Source organism: Bacillus sp. JKS001846, assembly GCF_900176455.1.
Taxonomy (GTDB): domain Bacteria; phylum Bacillota; class Bacilli; order Bacillales; family Bacillaceae_G; genus Bacillus_A; species Bacillus_A cereus.
Genome location: NZ_FWYG01000001.1, coordinates 76,381 through 91,784 on the forward strand (window position 1 = coordinate 76,381; position 15,404 = coordinate 91,784).

A 15,404-nucleotide genomic window follows, 5' to 3' on the forward strand; every position below is an offset into this window, starting at 1 on the left:
AAGGGACTTTTGCTGGTGGATACAAATCTTATAAGTTTCCGCGACGCTCTTGTTCTCTTTCAATTGATTCGAATAACGCTTTAAAGTTTCCTTCACCAAATCCACGAGAACCTTTACGTTGAATGATTTCAATAAATAAAGTCGGACGATCTACAATTGGTTTCGTAAAGATTTGTAGTAAGTAACCTTCATCATCACGATCTACTAAGATCTTTAATTCTTTTAACTTATCAATTTCTTCATCGATTTTTCCAACTCGTGCAGTTAGCTCATCGTAATAAGTATCAGGTGTATCTAAAAACTCCACCCCATTTGCACGAAGCGCTTCAACTGTTTTAACAATATCACTTGTTAATAAAGCAAGATGTTGTACACCAGCTCCATTATAGAATTCTAGATACTCTTGAATTTGTGACTTTCTCTTTCCGTCTGCTGGTTCGTTAATAGGAAACTTAATACGACTTCCATTCGTCATAACTTTTGACATTAACGCCGAATACTCTGTACTAATATCGTCATCATCAAAATGAATCATTTGTTTAAAGCCCATAACATTCTCGTAATAACTAACCCACTCTTCCATTTTTTCAACATTACCAACTACATGATCAACAGCAATTAAACCAGACTCCTCAAATGGAATATTAAATTCTACCTTTTGGAATCCTGGCATAAATGCCCCTTTATAATTTTTACGCTCTACAAGCGTATGAATTGTATCACCATACGTACCAATAACTGCTTTTTTCAATGTACCGTCCTCATCTGTTAATTCCTGCGGTGGAGCAATTGCGACGGCACCACGTTTCACTGCTTCTGAGTATGCTTTATCAACATCATCAACAAGTAGTGCCACATCCTTCACGCCATCACCATGAGTCTTTACAAACTCTGCAATACGATTTTCACTACTTAAAGCTCCAGACACAACGAAACGCATATTTTTTTGCACAAGAACATAAGATACCTTTTCACGGTTTCCAGTTTCTAATCCAGAGTAAGCTACAATTTTGAATCCGAACGCTCTCGCAAGATAATAACTCGATTGCTTTGCATTCCCTACGTAAAATTCCAAATGATCTACATCACGTACTGGAAAAAAGTCCTCCATTTGTGCAGCTAGCGTATCCATAGATTTTTGTTTCATAATATCTTCATCCCCCTGTAAATAGATTAAATGGTCCATACTTAAAACCAACCGAAAACGCTTCCAACATTAATTAATAGAAATTAGTTAGCAAGCTAACAAATTCTGACCTTTAAAATTTTCTATCTTTTCTGTCAAATTCCTCTTTTTTTCTTACATATAAAATTCGACTTTTTTCTCTTTGAAATAAAGCGGGATTTTATTCAGTGGATTTTTGATTATTCGTTGAATCAAGTTTCAACCGCAGCGTTTAATTAGCCATGAATGCTGGATAATGAGGTAACTTTAATACTTGAGGGTATATAAGAAGAATATAAAAAAGACTCCAACATATTAACTACTTACTAATACGTTAGAGTCTTTATTTTTTTTGAATGATTGTATTTATATATCTCATACTAATACATTTGCAAGGAATAGAATAAATGATGTTAATATTACCGCTCCACCTAAGGATCCTAATAAATCTGTTTTTGTTACTTGAAACACTTGTTCACTGTTCATATCCCTCATTCTCCTTCCTTTTTTGTTTAATTTAAAACTTCTATTATACTAATACGCTTGATAGAAATACGATTAACGCTGTTAATACTACCGCTCCACTTGCTGATCCTACGAAGTCACCTTTTGTTACTTGTAATACTTGCTCTTTCATATCTTTCATTCTCCTCTCTTTTTCTTTTATTACAAAACTTCTATTATACTAATACGCTTGATAAAAATACGATTAATGCTGTTAATACTACCGCTCCACTTGCTGATCCTACGAAGTCACCTTTTGTTACTTGTAATACTTGCTCTTTCATATCTTTCATTCTCCTCTCTTTTTCTTTTATTACAAAACTTCTATTATACTAATACGCTTGATAAAAATACGATTAACGCTGTTAATACTACCGCTCCACTTGCTGATCCTACGAAGTCACCTTTTGTTACTTGTAATACTTGCTCTTTCATATCTTTCATTCTCCTCTCTTTTTCTTTTATTACAAAACTTCTATTATACTAATACGCTTGATAAAAATACGATTAATGCTGTTAATACTACTGCTCCACTTGCTGATCCTACGAAGTCACCTTTTGTTACTTGTAATACTTGCTCTTTCATATCATTTATCCTCCCTTTTTATAAGTTATCTATATGTAATTTCTAAGAAATGTTTATTTCATAGTTTTTATGTTAACGTTACATTAAATTCGATAACGTAACGTTTGTAACATTAATGTAACATAACTATTATTACGTTGCAATATAATTACGTAAAATTTATTACACTTTTTTTACGTTTTTTTATAATAACCCTCAAAAACCTTTATTTAATGCATTTTTCACTAAGTTCACGTTTGTAACATTCGTGTAACATTACAGTCATAAAGTGAAATGTAGTCATATTCCTCTCTATTTTTGTTACAAATTGTTTATTTAGTGCCACTAAACCTATCTAATCTTTACTTACTTTTAATATGAGATAAAATACCGTCTTTCCAAGATAAGTTTATATGTTTCCTCTATATAACTATGTATAATAAAAACAAAGAGGTGGTCATTTTGAAATTAATCGCATTAGATATGGATGGTACACTACTATCATCTAATCTTGAAATCTCCAAAGAAAACCTACAAGCAATCCAAACTGCACAAGAAGCCGGTCATATTGTAATGATCTGTTCTGGTCGTGCGAAAGAGGATGCTTTAAAGCTATTGGAAGAATATAAATTATCTCTTCCAGTCGGAGCAAGCAATGGGGCTATTGTTTATGTGGATGGAAAAGTAATTAACTCGCGTTGTATACAAAACGACAAAGTGTACAAACTTGCAAAATTACTAGAATCTGAAGGTTTCCCATATAAGCTATATACAAATAAAGGAGTTTATTCTCCATATACATGGCAAGATCAAGTGATGCAAGCATTCGAAGAAAATAAGCATTCGCTTGATGTTACATTAGAGGAACTTGAACGAATTACAGAAAAGCAAAAGAAATCGAACCTAATTACTGATTTCAAAAAAATAGAAGATGTTGTAAATAACCAAGAACTAGAAATATCTAAATTCTTCATTTTAACGTTTAATGCAGCGCATCGCGCACAGCTATTAAGTATATTACAAGAGGATGCTGATATTATGGTTACAGCATCGGCTCCTACTAACTTAGAAATTATGGATAAGAATGGACATAAAGGAAACGGGATACAGCAGATGGCAGCTCATTTTAATATCCCTATTGAAGATACAGTTGCTATTGGTGATAATTTTAATGATGTACCGATGTTAGAAGTAGCGGGCTTATCTGTTGCAATGGGCAACGCTGAAGAAGATGTAAAAAAGCTATGTGATGTTGTAACACTAACAAACAATGAACATGGTGTTGCTCACGCAATCGAGCAATTTGTATTGAAACAAACTTCATCTAGTAAATAAAAAAAGGACTCTTTCAATTTGAAAGAGTCCTTTTTTATACGTGATGACAAGCAACAAAATGCTCTACACCAACATTACGGAATTCTGGTACTGTTTTTTTACAAACATCCGTTGCAAATGGGCAACGTGTATGAAAACGACAGCCCGAAGGTGGATTTGCTGGACTTGGAATATCCCCTTCTAGTATAATTCGTTCTCGCTTCACTGTTGGATCTGGTATTGGAACAGCTGATAACAATGCTTTCGTATAAGGATGTAGCGGATTGGTAAATAACTCATCACGCGGTGCTGTCTCCACAATCGTACCTAAATACATAATTCCGATTTTCGTACATAAATGTTCTACTACACTTAAATCATGCGAAATGAATAAATAAGATAATCCCTTTTTCTCCTGTAACTCACTAAATAAATTAATAATTTGTGCTTGGATAGATACATCTAGTGCCGCTACAGGTTCATCAGCTACAATGAATTCTGGATTTAATACCATAGCTCTTGCGATTACGATACGCTGACGTTGTCCACCAGAAAACTCATGGGGATACCGGTCAATATGATAAGGAGCTAATCCACATAACTCCAATACTTCAATTACCTTTTCACGCACATTTTCTTTCGTTGCTAATCCGTGGGCCAACATTGGCTCTCCAAGCGCTTCTCCAATTCTCATTCTCGGATTTAATGAGCTAAATGGATCTTGGAAAACGAGCTGCATATTAGGGCGATGTTTTCTTAATTCATCCTTGGATAAAGAATGAACATCTTTTCCTTTAAACTTCACTTCTCCCTCCGTTTTTTGAACGAGGCGTAAAATTGTTTTTCCTATTGTTGTTTTCCCGCTCCCTGATTCACCAACGAGACCAAACACTTCACCTTTATTAATAGTAAAACTTACTCCATCAACTGCTTTTACATGCCCAATTGTTCTACTAAATACGCCACCCTTAATTGGAAAATATGCCTTTAGGTTTTTCACCTCTAATAATGGTTCACTCATTGTTCCGCACGCTCCTCATATAACCAGCAAGCTACTTTATGATTTTCATCATTTACATTTAGATTTGGGGCTTCTTTTTCACATATTTCCATACAATGCTCACAACGCCCACTAAAGTAACAAAACTCACCTAAACCAACTAAATTCGGAACTTGCCCTGGAATAGAATATAGTTTATCTATTCGTTTTCCCATTACTGGTTTTGATTTCAATAATCCTTTCGTATAAGGATGTTTTGGATTTTGGAATATCTCTAGTACTGGGGCTTCTTCAATAACTTTCCCGCCATACATAACGACAACATAATCAGCCATTTCCGCTACGACACCTAAGTCATGTGTAATTAATAAAATCGACGTTTTAAATTCTTCTTTCACTTGTCTTAGTAGATCCAATATTTGAGCCTGAATGGTAACATCAAGAGCTGTTGTTGGTTCATCTGCAATTAATAACTTAGGATTACAACTAAGCGCAACAGCAATCATAATACGTTGTAACATCCCACCGCTCAGTTCATGCGGATAAGAATGGACGATTTCATCAGCGCGGGCTATGCCAACTTTACGAATTAACTCAATTGCCTTCTTATATGCTTCATTTTTACTAAGTAATTCATGCTCTCTTAACGTTTCTACAATTTGCTCCCCTACAGTGAAGACGGGGTTTAGCGATGTCATCGGTTCTTGGAAAATCATTGCAATATCATTGCCTCGTAAACTACGAAGTTCTTTCTCTTTCATTCCTAAAAGACTTTTTCCTTCATATAAAATGTCTCCACCCACTACACTACCAGATTCAGCAATAAGCCCCATAATAGATAAAGCTGTTACACTCTTTCCGCAACCTGATTCTCCTACTACACAAACTGTTTCCCCTTCTCGAACCGCAAAGCTAACATGGTTCACAGCCTTTACTGTCCCCTCGTCAGTTTGAAAATGTGTTTGTAAGTCTTTCAGCTCTACTACCGCTTTACTCATATCTTCTCACCTACCGTCTCATCTTTGGATCTAACGCATCACGAAGTGCATCACCAAGTAAATTAATTGATACAACTGTTATAAAGATTGCAAAACCGGGCGGAATCCATAACCATGGACGCTTTTGGAAATCGATTAATGAGTTAGCTGCGCTAATCATGTTCCCCCATGATGGTGTAGGTGGAACGACTCCGAGGCCTAAGTAACTTAGTGCGGACTCACTTAAAATAGATCCAGCCACACCCAAAGTTGCTACAACAATAAGTAACGGAAAAACGTTAGGAATTAGATGATGAATGATTTTTCGAGAATCTTTTAATCCTAATACATCTGCCGCTTGCATAAAGGCTTGCTCCCGCAATGTTAAAATTTGTCCTCTCACAAGACGGGCAAGTCCTGGCCATCCTACTAAACTTAAAATAATCATTACAACATATAAACGGTACTCCGATGGTAATTTCCATTCTGATAAAATTGCTCCCATTATAATAAGTAGTGGTAATCCTGGAATGGACATTAACACATCTGCAACACGCATAATTAAATGATCTACAACTCCTCGATAAAAACCAGCAATTGCTCCTAATAGAGCTCCTAGTATAACGGATAGTAGCATCGACGCTAAACCGATTGTTAATGAAATACGCCCTGCTTGCATAAGTCTAGTTAAAATATCCCGTCCCAACTGGTCTGTCCCAAGCCAATGTGACAGGCTGGGTGGTTTATTAATTTGTGTTACTTGTACTTTCCCATCAGCATACGGTGAAAAGATTGGACCGATAAAACTAAATAAAAACATAAATATTAAAACGTATAAGCCACACAGTGCCATCTTATTTTTCTTGATTTTTTTATATGCTTGGCGCCATGGTGATGATTCATTTCTCTTTTTCCGTTCTTTCTTTTTCTCTATTATTGGTGTAATAGTCTCCATATCTTCCCCCCCTTACTTCAATCGAATTCTTGGATCAACAAACGCATATACAATATCAGCTAAGAAATTAGCCATAATTGTTAAACAAGAAAGAAACATTGTAAAGGCCATTAATACCGTATAATCACGGAAGTTTAATGCTTCTAATTGAATACTCCCAATCCCTGGCCAATTAAAAATCTGTTCAATAATAATAGCTCCTGAAAATAAACCCGGTAATTCAAAAGCGAGTAATGTAATTGCTGGCAAAATTGCATTTTTCAATGCATGTTTATAAATAACGGTCCTTTCTTTTAAACCTTTTGCACGAGCAGTACGAATATAATCTTGCCTAATAACATCCAACATGCCAGTTCTAAAATAGCGTGTTAACGATCCTACACCAAGAAGCGTTAAAATAAATACAGGTAGAATCATATGACGTAATACTTCTAATATGTATGCTATCCCTGTTGAGTTACTCCCAATATCAATCATGCCACCAATAGGTAATAACTTTAAATCAACTGCTAATAATTTAATTAAAAATAGTCCGATAAAAAATGATGGAAATGACATTGCTGCAAAGACACCGATTGTTACCAATCTATCAAACCAAGAGTGCTGCTTTGTTGCAGAAATAACCCCAATAATAAGAGCAATAATCCAAGTGAAAAATAAAGCTGCAGCAGCAACAATAAATGTATTCCAAATGAATTTATTAAGTAATGAAGTTACCGGTTCTTGATACTGTAAAGAAAATCCAAAATCACCATGCAAAGCATTCACTAACCAATGAAAATACCTTTCAATAATCGGTTTATTTAAACCGTACAACTCTCTTAATTCTTGAGCTCTCTCTGGTGTTAATTTTGGATTTGAATCGATATAATCACCCGGTAAGAGTGCAAATAAGAAAAAGATAATAATAGACGTACCAAACAATGTAGGAATCATTTGTAGAAACCTACGAATGATATATGTTTTCACCTTTTGTCTCCCCAATCCTATTTACTTAAAAATAGAAGAACATTTTTTCAAAACAGCTACCATTCCATTGCTGTGTGAAAAAACGTCTTCTATTATTTAGGTCAACCCTTATTGTTCAATAGATAACACTGGTAAGTTGGAACTGATGCTATCGTACTTTTCTGGATCAATTCCTTTTATACGTGCATTATGAGCATAAAGTAGTTTACGATAGTTTAATAAAATAACTGGTGGATCATCACTTAACTCTTTATACAGCTCTTTATAAATCGCTTTACGTTTTTCAATATCTGTCGTTCCTATACCTTTTACAATCAAATCATCTACTTTCGGATTATTATAACCCGTATCACTTTTTGGATTAGTTGATAAGTACTCACTTACAACTTCACTTGGATCACTAATTCCTGGTGTTGAAACTGCCGCTAAATCGTAGTCACCTTTTCCTACTTTTGAAAGCATCGTATTAAAGTCCATCAACTCTGGATTTAATTCAACACCAATTTCTTTGTAACTTTCTTTTGCAATCGGAATAAAGATATCATTTGTTTTACCTGTATTTGATGCGTAGTATGTTAATTTTAATTTTTGACCATCTTTTTCACGAACCCCGTCAGAACCTACTTTCCAACCAGCCTCATCCAATAATTTTTTAGCCTTTTCTACGTCATGCGGATATTTATTAATACCTTCTTCTGTATATGCCCATGAAACTGGAGCAATTGGTACGTTAGCGACAGAGCCATAGCCTTGTAAAGCTGTATCCACATACTTCTTACGGTCTAATCCATAAGTAAGTGCTTGGCGTACCTTTTTATCTTTCAAATACGACTTCTTATTATTTACATAGATATAAGCAATATCACTTGATGATTCAAGATTAATATTTGCAAACTCTAATCCTTTTAATTGGTCTATATTTTCAGGGTTCGCTCTAAACCCACTATAGTCCAGTTCACCTGTTTGGAATAATTGGAATCCAGTATCACCTGATGTGATTTTGTAAATAAAGTTTTTAATTTTTGGTTTACCTGCATAATAATTTTCGTTAGCAACAAAGCGGACTTCTTGACCTGGAACATATTTTTCAAATTTATATGGACCCGCTGCAATTGGTTGCCCATATAATGCTTTTAAATAGTCTAAACTTGTATTTTGTTTATAATCTTTTCCATAATAAGCTTTTGATAGCACTGGGCCACCTAAATTCGTTAGCGCCTGTGAATTAACTTTTTCAGTTGTAATTTTAATTGTCTGTGGATCAACAACTTGGATTCCTTCAATAGAAGTTGCTTTTCCTTCTTTATATTCTTTCCCACCTTTAACAGCATACTGAGCAATATCCAATCCACCTTCATACGCTTTATCATGAAGTAGTGTTAATGTAAATGCTACGTCATCCGCTGTTAGAGGCGACCCATCACTAAATTTTAAATTTTCACGTAAATGGAATGTATATGTTAACTGGTCAGCAGAAATATCCCATTTTTCCGCAAGATCCGGAATAGGTTTACTTTGTTTGTCTGTTGTTACTAATGAAGCAAAAATAACCGACGTTACATTTCCATCCCAACCATTATCTTGGAAATACGGAAGGAAAACTCCCCCTGGCTTAGAAATGGCTGTAATGAAAGTATCTTTTCGTTGATTTGCTTTCTCTGGACTTTTCTTTTTATCTGTAGCTGGAATTGATTCAATCTTAGAGTCTTTTAAATCCTGCTTTTTTACTGGTTCTGTAGAAGCCGTATCCTCCTGTCCCCCACAAGCAGATAACACAAGCGAACTACTCAGTAATACTGAAAATACACCAGCCCATTTTTTTGTCTTTTTCTTCATTGTCCCCACCCTAACTGTTTAATAGTTATACCCTTTGAACTTATTAGCTTATGTATGCCTCCCACAGCACATTTATAGCCAATCGGAAAAGTCGGTTTTAATCGTAAAAAAATAGATGTTTTTGAGGGGTAACAATCCTATTCCGACCTTTCCGGTAGACTTTATGGTTATTAGCTTATATCTTCCGTTATATTTTGTCAATTATTTCTAAATAAATATTTTGAGAATTTTTCCAAAATTATTGTTCTATCTTTAATTTAGGTAAACTTAACAAGATACCGTTATAGTTATCTTCTTGTAATCCTTGAATGCGTGCATGATGTGCAGACACAACTTTACTATTATTTAAGAAGATTACAGGCGGATCTTCACTCAACTCCTGGTACAACTTTTTATAAATTTCTTTTCGTTTTTCAATATCTACTGTTTCTAGTGCCTGCTTCGCTAATTCATCTACTTTCGGATTATGGTATCCATCATAGTTTCGTTTACTTGTCGAAACAAACTCTTCAATCATTCTCTTTTATTTCGTATTAAAAAATTAAAAATTTACTTCTATTCGTTCCGTATGAAACATAGAATACTAATAACCAATTACCAAAAAGGGGGCGAAAACATGGACAACCTATTCCAATACGTCCTTCACTACGTATTATTAACAATTATGATAGTTGGGGCGCTATTACTATTCCCATTCTTCCCAAAGTTCGTCCTCTTTTTAGCTTTTTTTATTATGCTCGGGATCGCTATTATCATTTCAACAAGAGAAGATACGACACAAAAAGAAAACAGAGTTCAGCGTGTAAAGCTGTAACTCTGTTTTTTTCATTCGTAACGTATTCTTGTTAAACTAATTATGAAAAAGACTCCTGCAAATAAAATGAGTATACCAATATATCCCCCTATATCTGCCAATGTACCTCCCCTTACAATTAACTCCGTAAAGCCACGCATCGCCCAAGTTTGCGGAACAAAATTTGCTGCCGTCTGCATCCATGCTGGTTCAATTTCAATCGGCCAATAAAGACCGCCAATCATGCATGTTGAAATCACAACGATATTACCTAATGCAGACTGTTGTTCTGTTGTTTTCACGATACTTGCTAATAATAAGGCTAGACCAATGACAGCTAATAATAACACGGAAACGAGTATAATAACCCCTAATAAATTTCCCCACTGCACATTAAATAAGGAATGCGTTAATATCATTAGAACACCAAATTGAATCCACCCTATTAAAAAGAATGAAAGGATATATCCCGTTAGTATTTGAACTTTTGAAACTGGTGCTTCTAATAAACGAGACCAAACCCCAAGTTGTCTAGCTTTCAAAATAGTCCCCGTCGCACTTAACATAACAATCATAACGAATAGAATTGAAAATCCTGCCGCTCGCCCTGTAACGTTATTTAACTTTTGATCATCATGTGAAATTGATTCTTTTTGAATCGAAGCAGGTTCTATTTTTGTATAGATTTCTTTATACATAGGTTCCCACGAGGCGTTGCTTTTCTTCTCAAAATCGCTCGCTGCACTAACTTCTATCTCCATTTTTTTTAATGCACTTGCCAATACTTGCTCTACAGAAGTTCCACCAGTAAAATCAGCACTGGCTTGAAACTGAATACTTTCTTTACTTCCATCTAGCATACTCTTTTGAAAGTCTTTCGGAATAATAACTATGCCGGATGATTTTTTGTTTTCAATCTTCTGTTTTCCTTCCTTATACGTTACCTTCTCTATAGAAATTAAGTCACTTTTCTTTATGTCCTCGTAATACTTGCTAGATAATACAGAACCATCTTCATCTACTAAGCTAACATTTACTTTCGTATTCCCACTTCCACCCAAAAGTCCGCCGAAAATGAGTGTAAAAATAATAGGCATTCCAAACATAAGTATATAACTTTGTGGTTTTATTAAAATTTGTTTTAACTCTAGCCAACAAAGTGCCCAAACCTTCTTCATCATTTCTCCCTCCTATCTCGTACGTAAACGTAATGTTCCTATCATAACGGAGACAATTCCTGCACTACATAAACTAAAAATAACAGGGAGTAGCACATCCCAAGATGTTCCCGACATAATATTTAAAAAGCTTGTAAGTGCCCATTTATTCGGAGCAATATTCGCAATGGTTTGAAGTGTATCAGGGAATACATAAATCGGTAACATTGATCCTCCTAATATAGCGAGTATTTGAATACCGATTCCTCCCATTACATCTGCCGTTTTTTCCTCACGAATAAAAGCGGCAATTAACATAGATAAACCAGAAACACAAATTGCATAAGAAATTCCTATCGCTACTATTTGAGACAAGTCTCCGCCCCATTCCACATGAAACATAAAGTGTGTAGCAACTATAAATATTCCAAATTGTATACATGCAAATAATAACGTACCTAAAAACTTCCCAAATAAAATTGAAAATGAGCTCGTTGGTGTACTAAACAAACGCGCCAACGTTTCAGTTCGTTGCTCTGTGACAACTGACTTTGCACCTACTGTTATGTTATATAGTAAAAACATGACTAACATCGCTGCTGCATAATACTGCATCGCTGCAACTGTTTTTTTACCTATCGTTCCTTTTTCAATGTTATTTGCATCCGAAGTTGCTACTGTTTGTAAATCTCCACTTACTTCTTTTGCAACTTGTTCCACATTACTATGCTGAGACTTTGCTAATTCCGTCACAACACTTTTAGTAGATACCGCAACTGTTTGAACACGCTCTGAAAAAGAGCGGATCATTGATTCAGCAATTTTTGCTTGTATATCTTTTGATGGGTCTATAAGCACCTTTGGCTCTTTTAATTTTCCATCTTGTACTTGTTCGCTCCATTTATTTGGGATGATGATTCCCACATCGATTTTCTTTTCCTTTAACATATCTTCAAGCTCTTCCTGAGAATTAACTATCTTTACTTTCACATCATCTTTTAATTCTTTAGATTGCAATACTTCTTTTTGAAAGACATCTGCAAACTCATCAGTTCCTACTTGATAATAGCCAATCACTGTTTTTGGTAGTCCACCATTATCAAATATATTACTTAACGCTGAACCTAAAATCGCTGTTAATAAAAGCGGCATAATTAACATCATCATAAATCCGCGTCGATCAATTAAACGTATTTTTAAATCTTTCCATGCAATAATAAAACTTTTCATCTCGCACTAACCTCCTTAATCACGAAGTGAACGTCCTGTTAATTGTAAAAAGAGTGCCTCCAAATTCGGTTCTTGCACTTCAAGCTTTAAAATTTGAGCGTTGTTCTCCACCACTACTGACACAACTGTACCAATGGACTCACCACCATTTAGCCCAATATCAATCGTACTATTATCTTCATCAAAAATAATTCGTTCAACAACAGATAGTGCTTTCAACTTTTGTAGCAGTTCCGTACTATAACGATTTAATTGCAATCTCACTATAAACCCATCTGCCAGGCGATTACATAGCTCCCTTTTCGTTCCTAATGCAATTACCTTTCCATGATCAACAATTGCAATTCTTTCACATAAATACTCTACTTCTTCCATGTAATGACTCGTATAAATAACTGTCATCCCTTTTTCATTTAATTTTTTAACAGTCTCTAAAATATGGTTTCTCGATTGCGGATCAATCCCAACTGTCGGTTCATCCATAATTAACAACTCTGGCTCATGCATAAGTGCGGCACCAATATTAATACGTCTTTTCATTCCACCTGAAAATGTTTCAATTTTATCTTTTCCACGGTCCTGTAAACCGACGTAAGCCAATACTTCCTCCGCTCGCTCTTTTGCAACTTTTCCATTTAAACCGTACATCTTTCCCCAAAAAACCAAATTTTCCTTCGCTGAAAGTGTTGGATAGAGCGCAATGTCTTGTGGAACAATACCAATTTTCTTTTTCGCCTCTAATGGATATTCTTTTACAGATTTCCCACCAACTTTTATATCGCCACTGTCGTATGAAATTAACCCGCAAATCATTGATATCGTCGTTGATTTTCCCGCTCCATTTGGACCAAGCAATCCGAATGTTTCCCCTTTCTTCACCTCAAAAGAAACATTCTTTATGATTTTCTTCTTACCAAATGATTTCGTAATATGATCTATGACTAACATACTGATTCAGCCCCTTTGCATTCATCTACACTTTCATTGTAGAAAAATTTCTTCTTCTCTCCATCATCCTTGAGATAGAAATACAAAATAAAAAAGCAGCAAATTCTGCTGCTTTTTCACACTTATATATGCCAAAAGTCATGTGTACATCGTGATGCCATACCTTACTGCGTATATGGCTGCTTGCGTTCGATCTCTCAGTTCTAGCTTACTAATTAAATTAGAAACATGATTCTTAACAGTTCCCTCTGTAATAAATAACTTTTCCGCAATCTCTTTATTATTTAACCCAAGTCCAATTTCCCTTAAAACATCTACTTCTCGCTCAGTTAATTGCGCTAATTGTTCTGGTGTGGTGCACTCTACTGCTACTTTTGTCTTTTTTAATTCTTTTATGATTTGCGCTGTTATATCCTGAGGAAGCACAGCCCCTCCACTATGCACCGTTAAAATTGCTTGAGCGATTGCATCTGTCTCCATATCCTTCAATAAATAACCACTTGCTCCTTGCTCCAATGCTTCAAAGATAAGCTCACTATCACTAAAAGTCGTCAACATAAGTACCTTTATATGAGGGAACTGTTCTCTAACTAAACGTGTTCCTTCAACACCATTCATACGAGGCATCCGAATATCCATCAAAATAATTTCAGGATGTAGCTCTTTCACCTTTTGTATCACTTCGTCTCCATCTGTAGCAGTTCCCACTACTTCAAGTTCTTGACGTAAGTTTAATAACATCGCTAAACCATCACGAATGAGTGATTGATCATCAACAATCATAATCCGAATCATACAGTTCCCCCTATTAACCACGTTTTCTCCTGAAGTGGAAATTCAATCTGTAACCGAAAGCCTTTTTCTATCTCACTCTCAAATTGAATAGTTCCACCATGTTCCTCTACTCGTTCTCTCATATTAAGTAAACCAAAACCAGGGCTTACCTCGTTAACTCCCAAGCCATTATCCAAAATACATAGTTTAACTTGTTTCGCCGAACAAGTTAAACTCACTTCACATAAACTCGCTTTGCCATGCCGCTTTGCATTTGTTAAAGACTCTTGCATAACCCGGAGGAGTGTAGGTTGTAGTGACAACGGAATCAAAACCGGATCCCCTTGTAATTGAAAAGATACTTGTACTTTCGTCGCTTTAGAATATCCATGTAACATTTCACGCATATTTTCTATTATGTTCCCTAGTTTACCTTCTTCTTTTAAGGCATGTACAGACGCTCTCACCTCTTGAAGTGATTTCCTGGCTAGCCCATGACATGTATGTAAAACCTCTTCCGTAGCGTCCGACTTTTGTTTCCACAAAGCCTCTGCAAGTTGTAATTGGACAAGTAAGGCTGTCATATTATGACCGACAGTATCATGAATTTCTCGGGCAATATCATTTCGCTCTTGAACGGCTGTCAATTCTTCTACCTCTTTGGCATATAGACGTAATTGTTCATGCGCTTCTTTTAGAGCTGTATGAGACAATGTCAATTCCTCATATTGCTCATCTACCATTTTCCGAGCAGCTGTAAGTTTTTTTATTAAGCTTCCAGCTAAAGCACTAAAAACGATAAACATAAAATTAATAGCATTACTCTCCAATTCTAAACTACCTGTATGTTCATAAGCATGTATTATATTTATAAACCAGCAAAGAAAGAAAAAAGTAATAAAAAAGTACGTCATGCTTCTACGAAATTCATGAATAAATAGCCCTACTGCATCAATTCCAAATATAATTAAATATAAACATGTCTCGGGAAATAAAAAACCTAATAAAGCTGTGACTATCCCATTTGCTAATAGTGTATAAAAAACAAGTTTTTTACCTCCATTCACTTTTACTAGCAAAATATGATTCACAATATAAATAAAAAGTGCTGTACCCACAAAAAATTGCAAATGTGCTGTTTCACGTGAAACATGGCTTGCATAAACAAAACAGATCATGACGATTGTAACAATTCGCGCGTATCCTAACATAACATT

General features: G+C 35.3%; 18 protein-coding genes and 1 pseudogene. 2 read left to right on the forward strand and 17 right to left on the reverse strand.

What is annotated here, in order from left to right; genetic code table 11:
* Positions 1–28: 28 nt before the first annotated feature.
* The 6 genes from hppD to B9A45_RS00415 all read right to left on the reverse strand — a co-directional run bounded on the left by hppD (position 29) and on the right by B9A45_RS00415 (position 2,264).
* Entirely contained in the window at positions 29–1,147 is a 1,119-nt protein-coding gene (gene hppD, locus B9A45_RS00390) for a 4-hydroxyphenylpyruvate dioxygenase (RefSeq protein WP_000810922.1), read from the reverse strand.
* A gap of 393 nt (positions 1,148–1,540) precedes the next feature.
* Positions 1,541–1,651 carry a DUF3948 family protein gene (locus tag B9A45_RS00395; protein ID WP_001083690.1) on the reverse strand — a complete coding sequence of 37 codons (111 nt, stop codon included), beginning with the start codon at positions 1,649–1,651 and terminating at the stop codon, positions 1,541–1,543.
* Between the two features lie 43 nt (positions 1,652–1,694).
* Complete coding sequence (locus tag B9A45_RS00400; RefSeq protein WP_000654250.1) at positions 1,695–1,811, reverse strand: DUF3948 family protein; 117 nt, start codon at positions 1,809–1,811, stop codon at positions 1,695–1,697.
* 34 nt (positions 1,812–1,845) lie between these two features.
* Positions 1,846–1,962: a DUF3948 family protein gene (locus B9A45_RS00405; RefSeq protein WP_000654250.1), complete on the reverse strand. Its 117-nt coding sequence runs from the start codon at positions 1,960–1,962 to the stop codon at positions 1,846–1,848.
* Between the two features lie 34 nt (positions 1,963–1,996).
* Positions 1,997–2,113: a DUF3948 family protein gene (locus B9A45_RS00410; RefSeq protein ID WP_000654250.1), complete on the reverse strand. Its 117-nt coding sequence runs from the start codon at positions 2,111–2,113 to the stop codon at positions 1,997–1,999.
* Between the two features lie 34 nt (positions 2,114–2,147).
* Positions 2,148–2,264, reverse strand: a complete 117-nt coding sequence (locus tag B9A45_RS00415) for a DUF3948 family protein (RefSeq protein ID WP_025988984.1) — start codon at positions 2,262–2,264, stop codon at positions 2,148–2,150.
* Between the two features lie 432 nt (positions 2,265–2,696).
* On the opposite strand from B9A45_RS00415, the gene B9A45_RS00420 reads away from it, so the two are divergent.
* The gene (locus tag B9A45_RS00420) at positions 2,697–3,569 is read left to right on the forward strand and encodes a Cof-type HAD-IIB family hydrolase (protein WP_084063790.1); all 873 of its coding nucleotides are present in this window, start codon (positions 2,697–2,699) and stop codon (positions 3,567–3,569) included.
* Positions 3,570–3,603: 34 nt separating this feature from the next.
* Here the strand turns inward: B9A45_RS00420 and B9A45_RS00425 are convergent, their stop codons facing one another.
* The 6 genes and pseudogenes from B9A45_RS00425 to B9A45_RS00450 all read right to left on the reverse strand — a co-directional run.
* Positions 3,604–4,569 carry an ABC transporter ATP-binding protein gene (locus B9A45_RS00425; RefSeq protein ID WP_001294485.1) on the reverse strand — a complete coding sequence of 322 codons (966 nt, stop codon included), beginning with the start codon at positions 4,567–4,569 and terminating at the stop codon, positions 3,604–3,606.
* Positions 4,566–5,546 carry an ABC transporter ATP-binding protein gene (locus tag B9A45_RS00430; protein ID WP_000030767.1) on the reverse strand — a complete coding sequence of 327 codons (981 nt, stop codon included), beginning with the start codon at positions 5,544–5,546 and terminating at the stop codon, positions 4,566–4,568. The genes B9A45_RS00425 and B9A45_RS00430 overlap by 4 nt, the downstream gene beginning before the upstream one ends.
* 10 nt (positions 5,547–5,556) lie before the next feature.
* Positions 5,557–6,480: an oligopeptide ABC transporter permease gene (gene opp4C / locus B9A45_RS00435; protein WP_000447957.1), complete on the reverse strand. Its 924-nt coding sequence runs from the start codon at positions 6,478–6,480 to the stop codon at positions 5,557–5,559.
* Between the two features lie 12 nt (positions 6,481–6,492).
* A complete protein-coding gene (locus tag B9A45_RS00440; protein WP_000860687.1) occupies positions 6,493–7,449 on the reverse strand; it encodes an ABC transporter permease in 957 nt (318 codons plus the stop codon).
* Between the two features lie 108 nt (positions 7,450–7,557).
* On the reverse strand, positions 7,558–9,285 hold the full coding sequence (locus tag B9A45_RS00445) for an ABC transporter substrate-binding protein (protein ID WP_142263034.1): 1,728 nt from the start codon (positions 9,283–9,285) through the stop codon (positions 7,558–7,560).
* Positions 9,286–9,523: 238 nt separating this feature from the next.
* A pseudogene (locus B9A45_RS00450) lies at positions 9,524–9,799 on the reverse strand (oligopeptide-binding protein oppA); the annotation flags it as partial.
* 102 nt (positions 9,800–9,901) lie between these two features.
* Here B9A45_RS00450 and B9A45_RS00455 point away from each other — a divergent pair.
* Positions 9,902–10,099 carry a hypothetical protein gene (locus B9A45_RS00455; RefSeq protein ID WP_000369258.1) on the forward strand — a complete coding sequence of 66 codons (198 nt, stop codon included), beginning with the start codon at positions 9,902–9,904 and terminating at the stop codon, positions 10,097–10,099.
* 11 nt (positions 10,100–10,110) lie between these two features.
* Here B9A45_RS00455 and B9A45_RS00460 read toward each other — a convergent pair whose 3' ends face one another.
* From B9A45_RS00460 to B9A45_RS00480, 5 genes are all read right to left on the reverse strand, one after another.
* On the reverse strand, positions 10,111–11,256 hold the full coding sequence (locus tag B9A45_RS00460; protein WP_000758393.1) for an ABC transporter permease: 1,146 nt from the start codon (positions 11,254–11,256) through the stop codon (positions 10,111–10,113).
* Between the two features lie 12 nt (positions 11,257–11,268).
* On the reverse strand, positions 11,269–12,465 hold the full coding sequence (locus B9A45_RS00465) for an ABC transporter permease (RefSeq protein WP_084063791.1): 1,197 nt from the start codon (positions 12,463–12,465) through the stop codon (positions 11,269–11,271).
* Between the two features lie 15 nt (positions 12,466–12,480).
* The gene (locus B9A45_RS00470) at positions 12,481–13,413 is read right to left on the reverse strand and encodes an ABC transporter ATP-binding protein (protein WP_000960165.1); all 933 of its coding nucleotides are present in this window, start codon (positions 13,411–13,413) and stop codon (positions 12,481–12,483) included.
* A 138-nt stretch (positions 13,414–13,551) separates the two neighbouring features.
* Complete coding sequence (locus tag B9A45_RS00475; protein ID WP_000619343.1) at positions 13,552–14,208, reverse strand: response regulator; 657 nt, start codon at positions 14,206–14,208, stop codon at positions 13,552–13,554.
* Positions 14,205–15,398 (reverse strand): sensor histidine kinase, encoded by a 1,194-nt coding sequence (locus B9A45_RS00480; protein WP_084063792.1) that lies wholly within the window; start codon positions 15,396–15,398, stop codon positions 14,205–14,207. Before B9A45_RS00480 ends, B9A45_RS00475 begins: the two co-directional genes overlap by 4 nt.
* Between the last annotated feature and the right edge of the window lie 6 nt (positions 15,399–15,404).

Excerpts from the sequence above, each read along its gene's own strand:
- hppD (WP_000810922.1), bottom strand. The coding sequence starts at position 1,147 with ATGAAACAAAAATCTATGGATACGCTAGCTGCACAAATGGAGGACTTT.
- B9A45_RS00395 (WP_001083690.1), bottom strand. The coding sequence starts at position 1,651 with ATGAACAGTGAACAAGTGTTTCAAGTAACAAAAACAGATTTATTAGGA.
- B9A45_RS00400 (WP_000654250.1), bottom strand. The coding sequence starts at position 1,811 with ATGAAAGATATGAAAGAGCAAGTATTACAAGTAACAAAAGGTGACTTC.
- B9A45_RS00405 (WP_000654250.1), bottom strand. The coding sequence starts at position 1,962 with ATGAAAGATATGAAAGAGCAAGTATTACAAGTAACAAAAGGTGACTTC.
- B9A45_RS00410 (WP_000654250.1), bottom strand. The coding sequence starts at position 2,113 with ATGAAAGATATGAAAGAGCAAGTATTACAAGTAACAAAAGGTGACTTC.
- B9A45_RS00425 (WP_001294485.1), bottom strand. The coding sequence starts at position 4,569 with ATGAGTGAACCATTATTAGAGGTGAAAAACCTAAAGGCATATTTTCCA.
- B9A45_RS00430 (WP_000030767.1), bottom strand. The coding sequence starts at position 5,546 with ATGAGTAAAGCGGTAGTAGAGCTGAAAGACTTACAAACACATTTTCAA.
- opp4C (WP_000447957.1), bottom strand. The coding sequence starts at position 6,480 with ATGGAGACTATTACACCAATAATAGAGAAAAAGAAAGAACGGAAAAAG.
- B9A45_RS00445 (WP_142263034.1), bottom strand. The coding sequence starts at position 9,285 with ATGAAGAAAAAGACAAAAAAATGGGCTGGTGTATTTTCAGTATTACTG.
- B9A45_RS00455 (WP_000369258.1), top strand. The coding sequence starts at position 9,902 with ATGGACAACCTATTCCAATACGTCCTTCACTACGTATTATTAACAATT.
- B9A45_RS00460 (WP_000758393.1), bottom strand. The coding sequence starts at position 11,256 with ATGAAGAAGGTTTGGGCACTTTGTTGGCTAGAGTTAAAACAAATTTTA.
- B9A45_RS00465 (WP_084063791.1), bottom strand. The coding sequence starts at position 12,465 with ATGAAAAGTTTTATTATTGCATGGAAAGATTTAAAAATACGTTTAATT.
- B9A45_RS00470 (WP_000960165.1), bottom strand. The coding sequence starts at position 13,413 with ATGTTAGTCATAGATCATATTACGAAATCATTTGGTAAGAAGAAAATC.
- B9A45_RS00475 (WP_000619343.1), bottom strand. The coding sequence starts at position 14,208 with ATGATTCGGATTATGATTGTTGATGATCAATCACTCATTCGTGATGGT.
- B9A45_RS00480 (WP_084063792.1), bottom strand. The coding sequence starts at position 15,398 with ATGTTAGGATACGCGCGAATTGTTACAATCGTCATGATCTGTTTTGTT.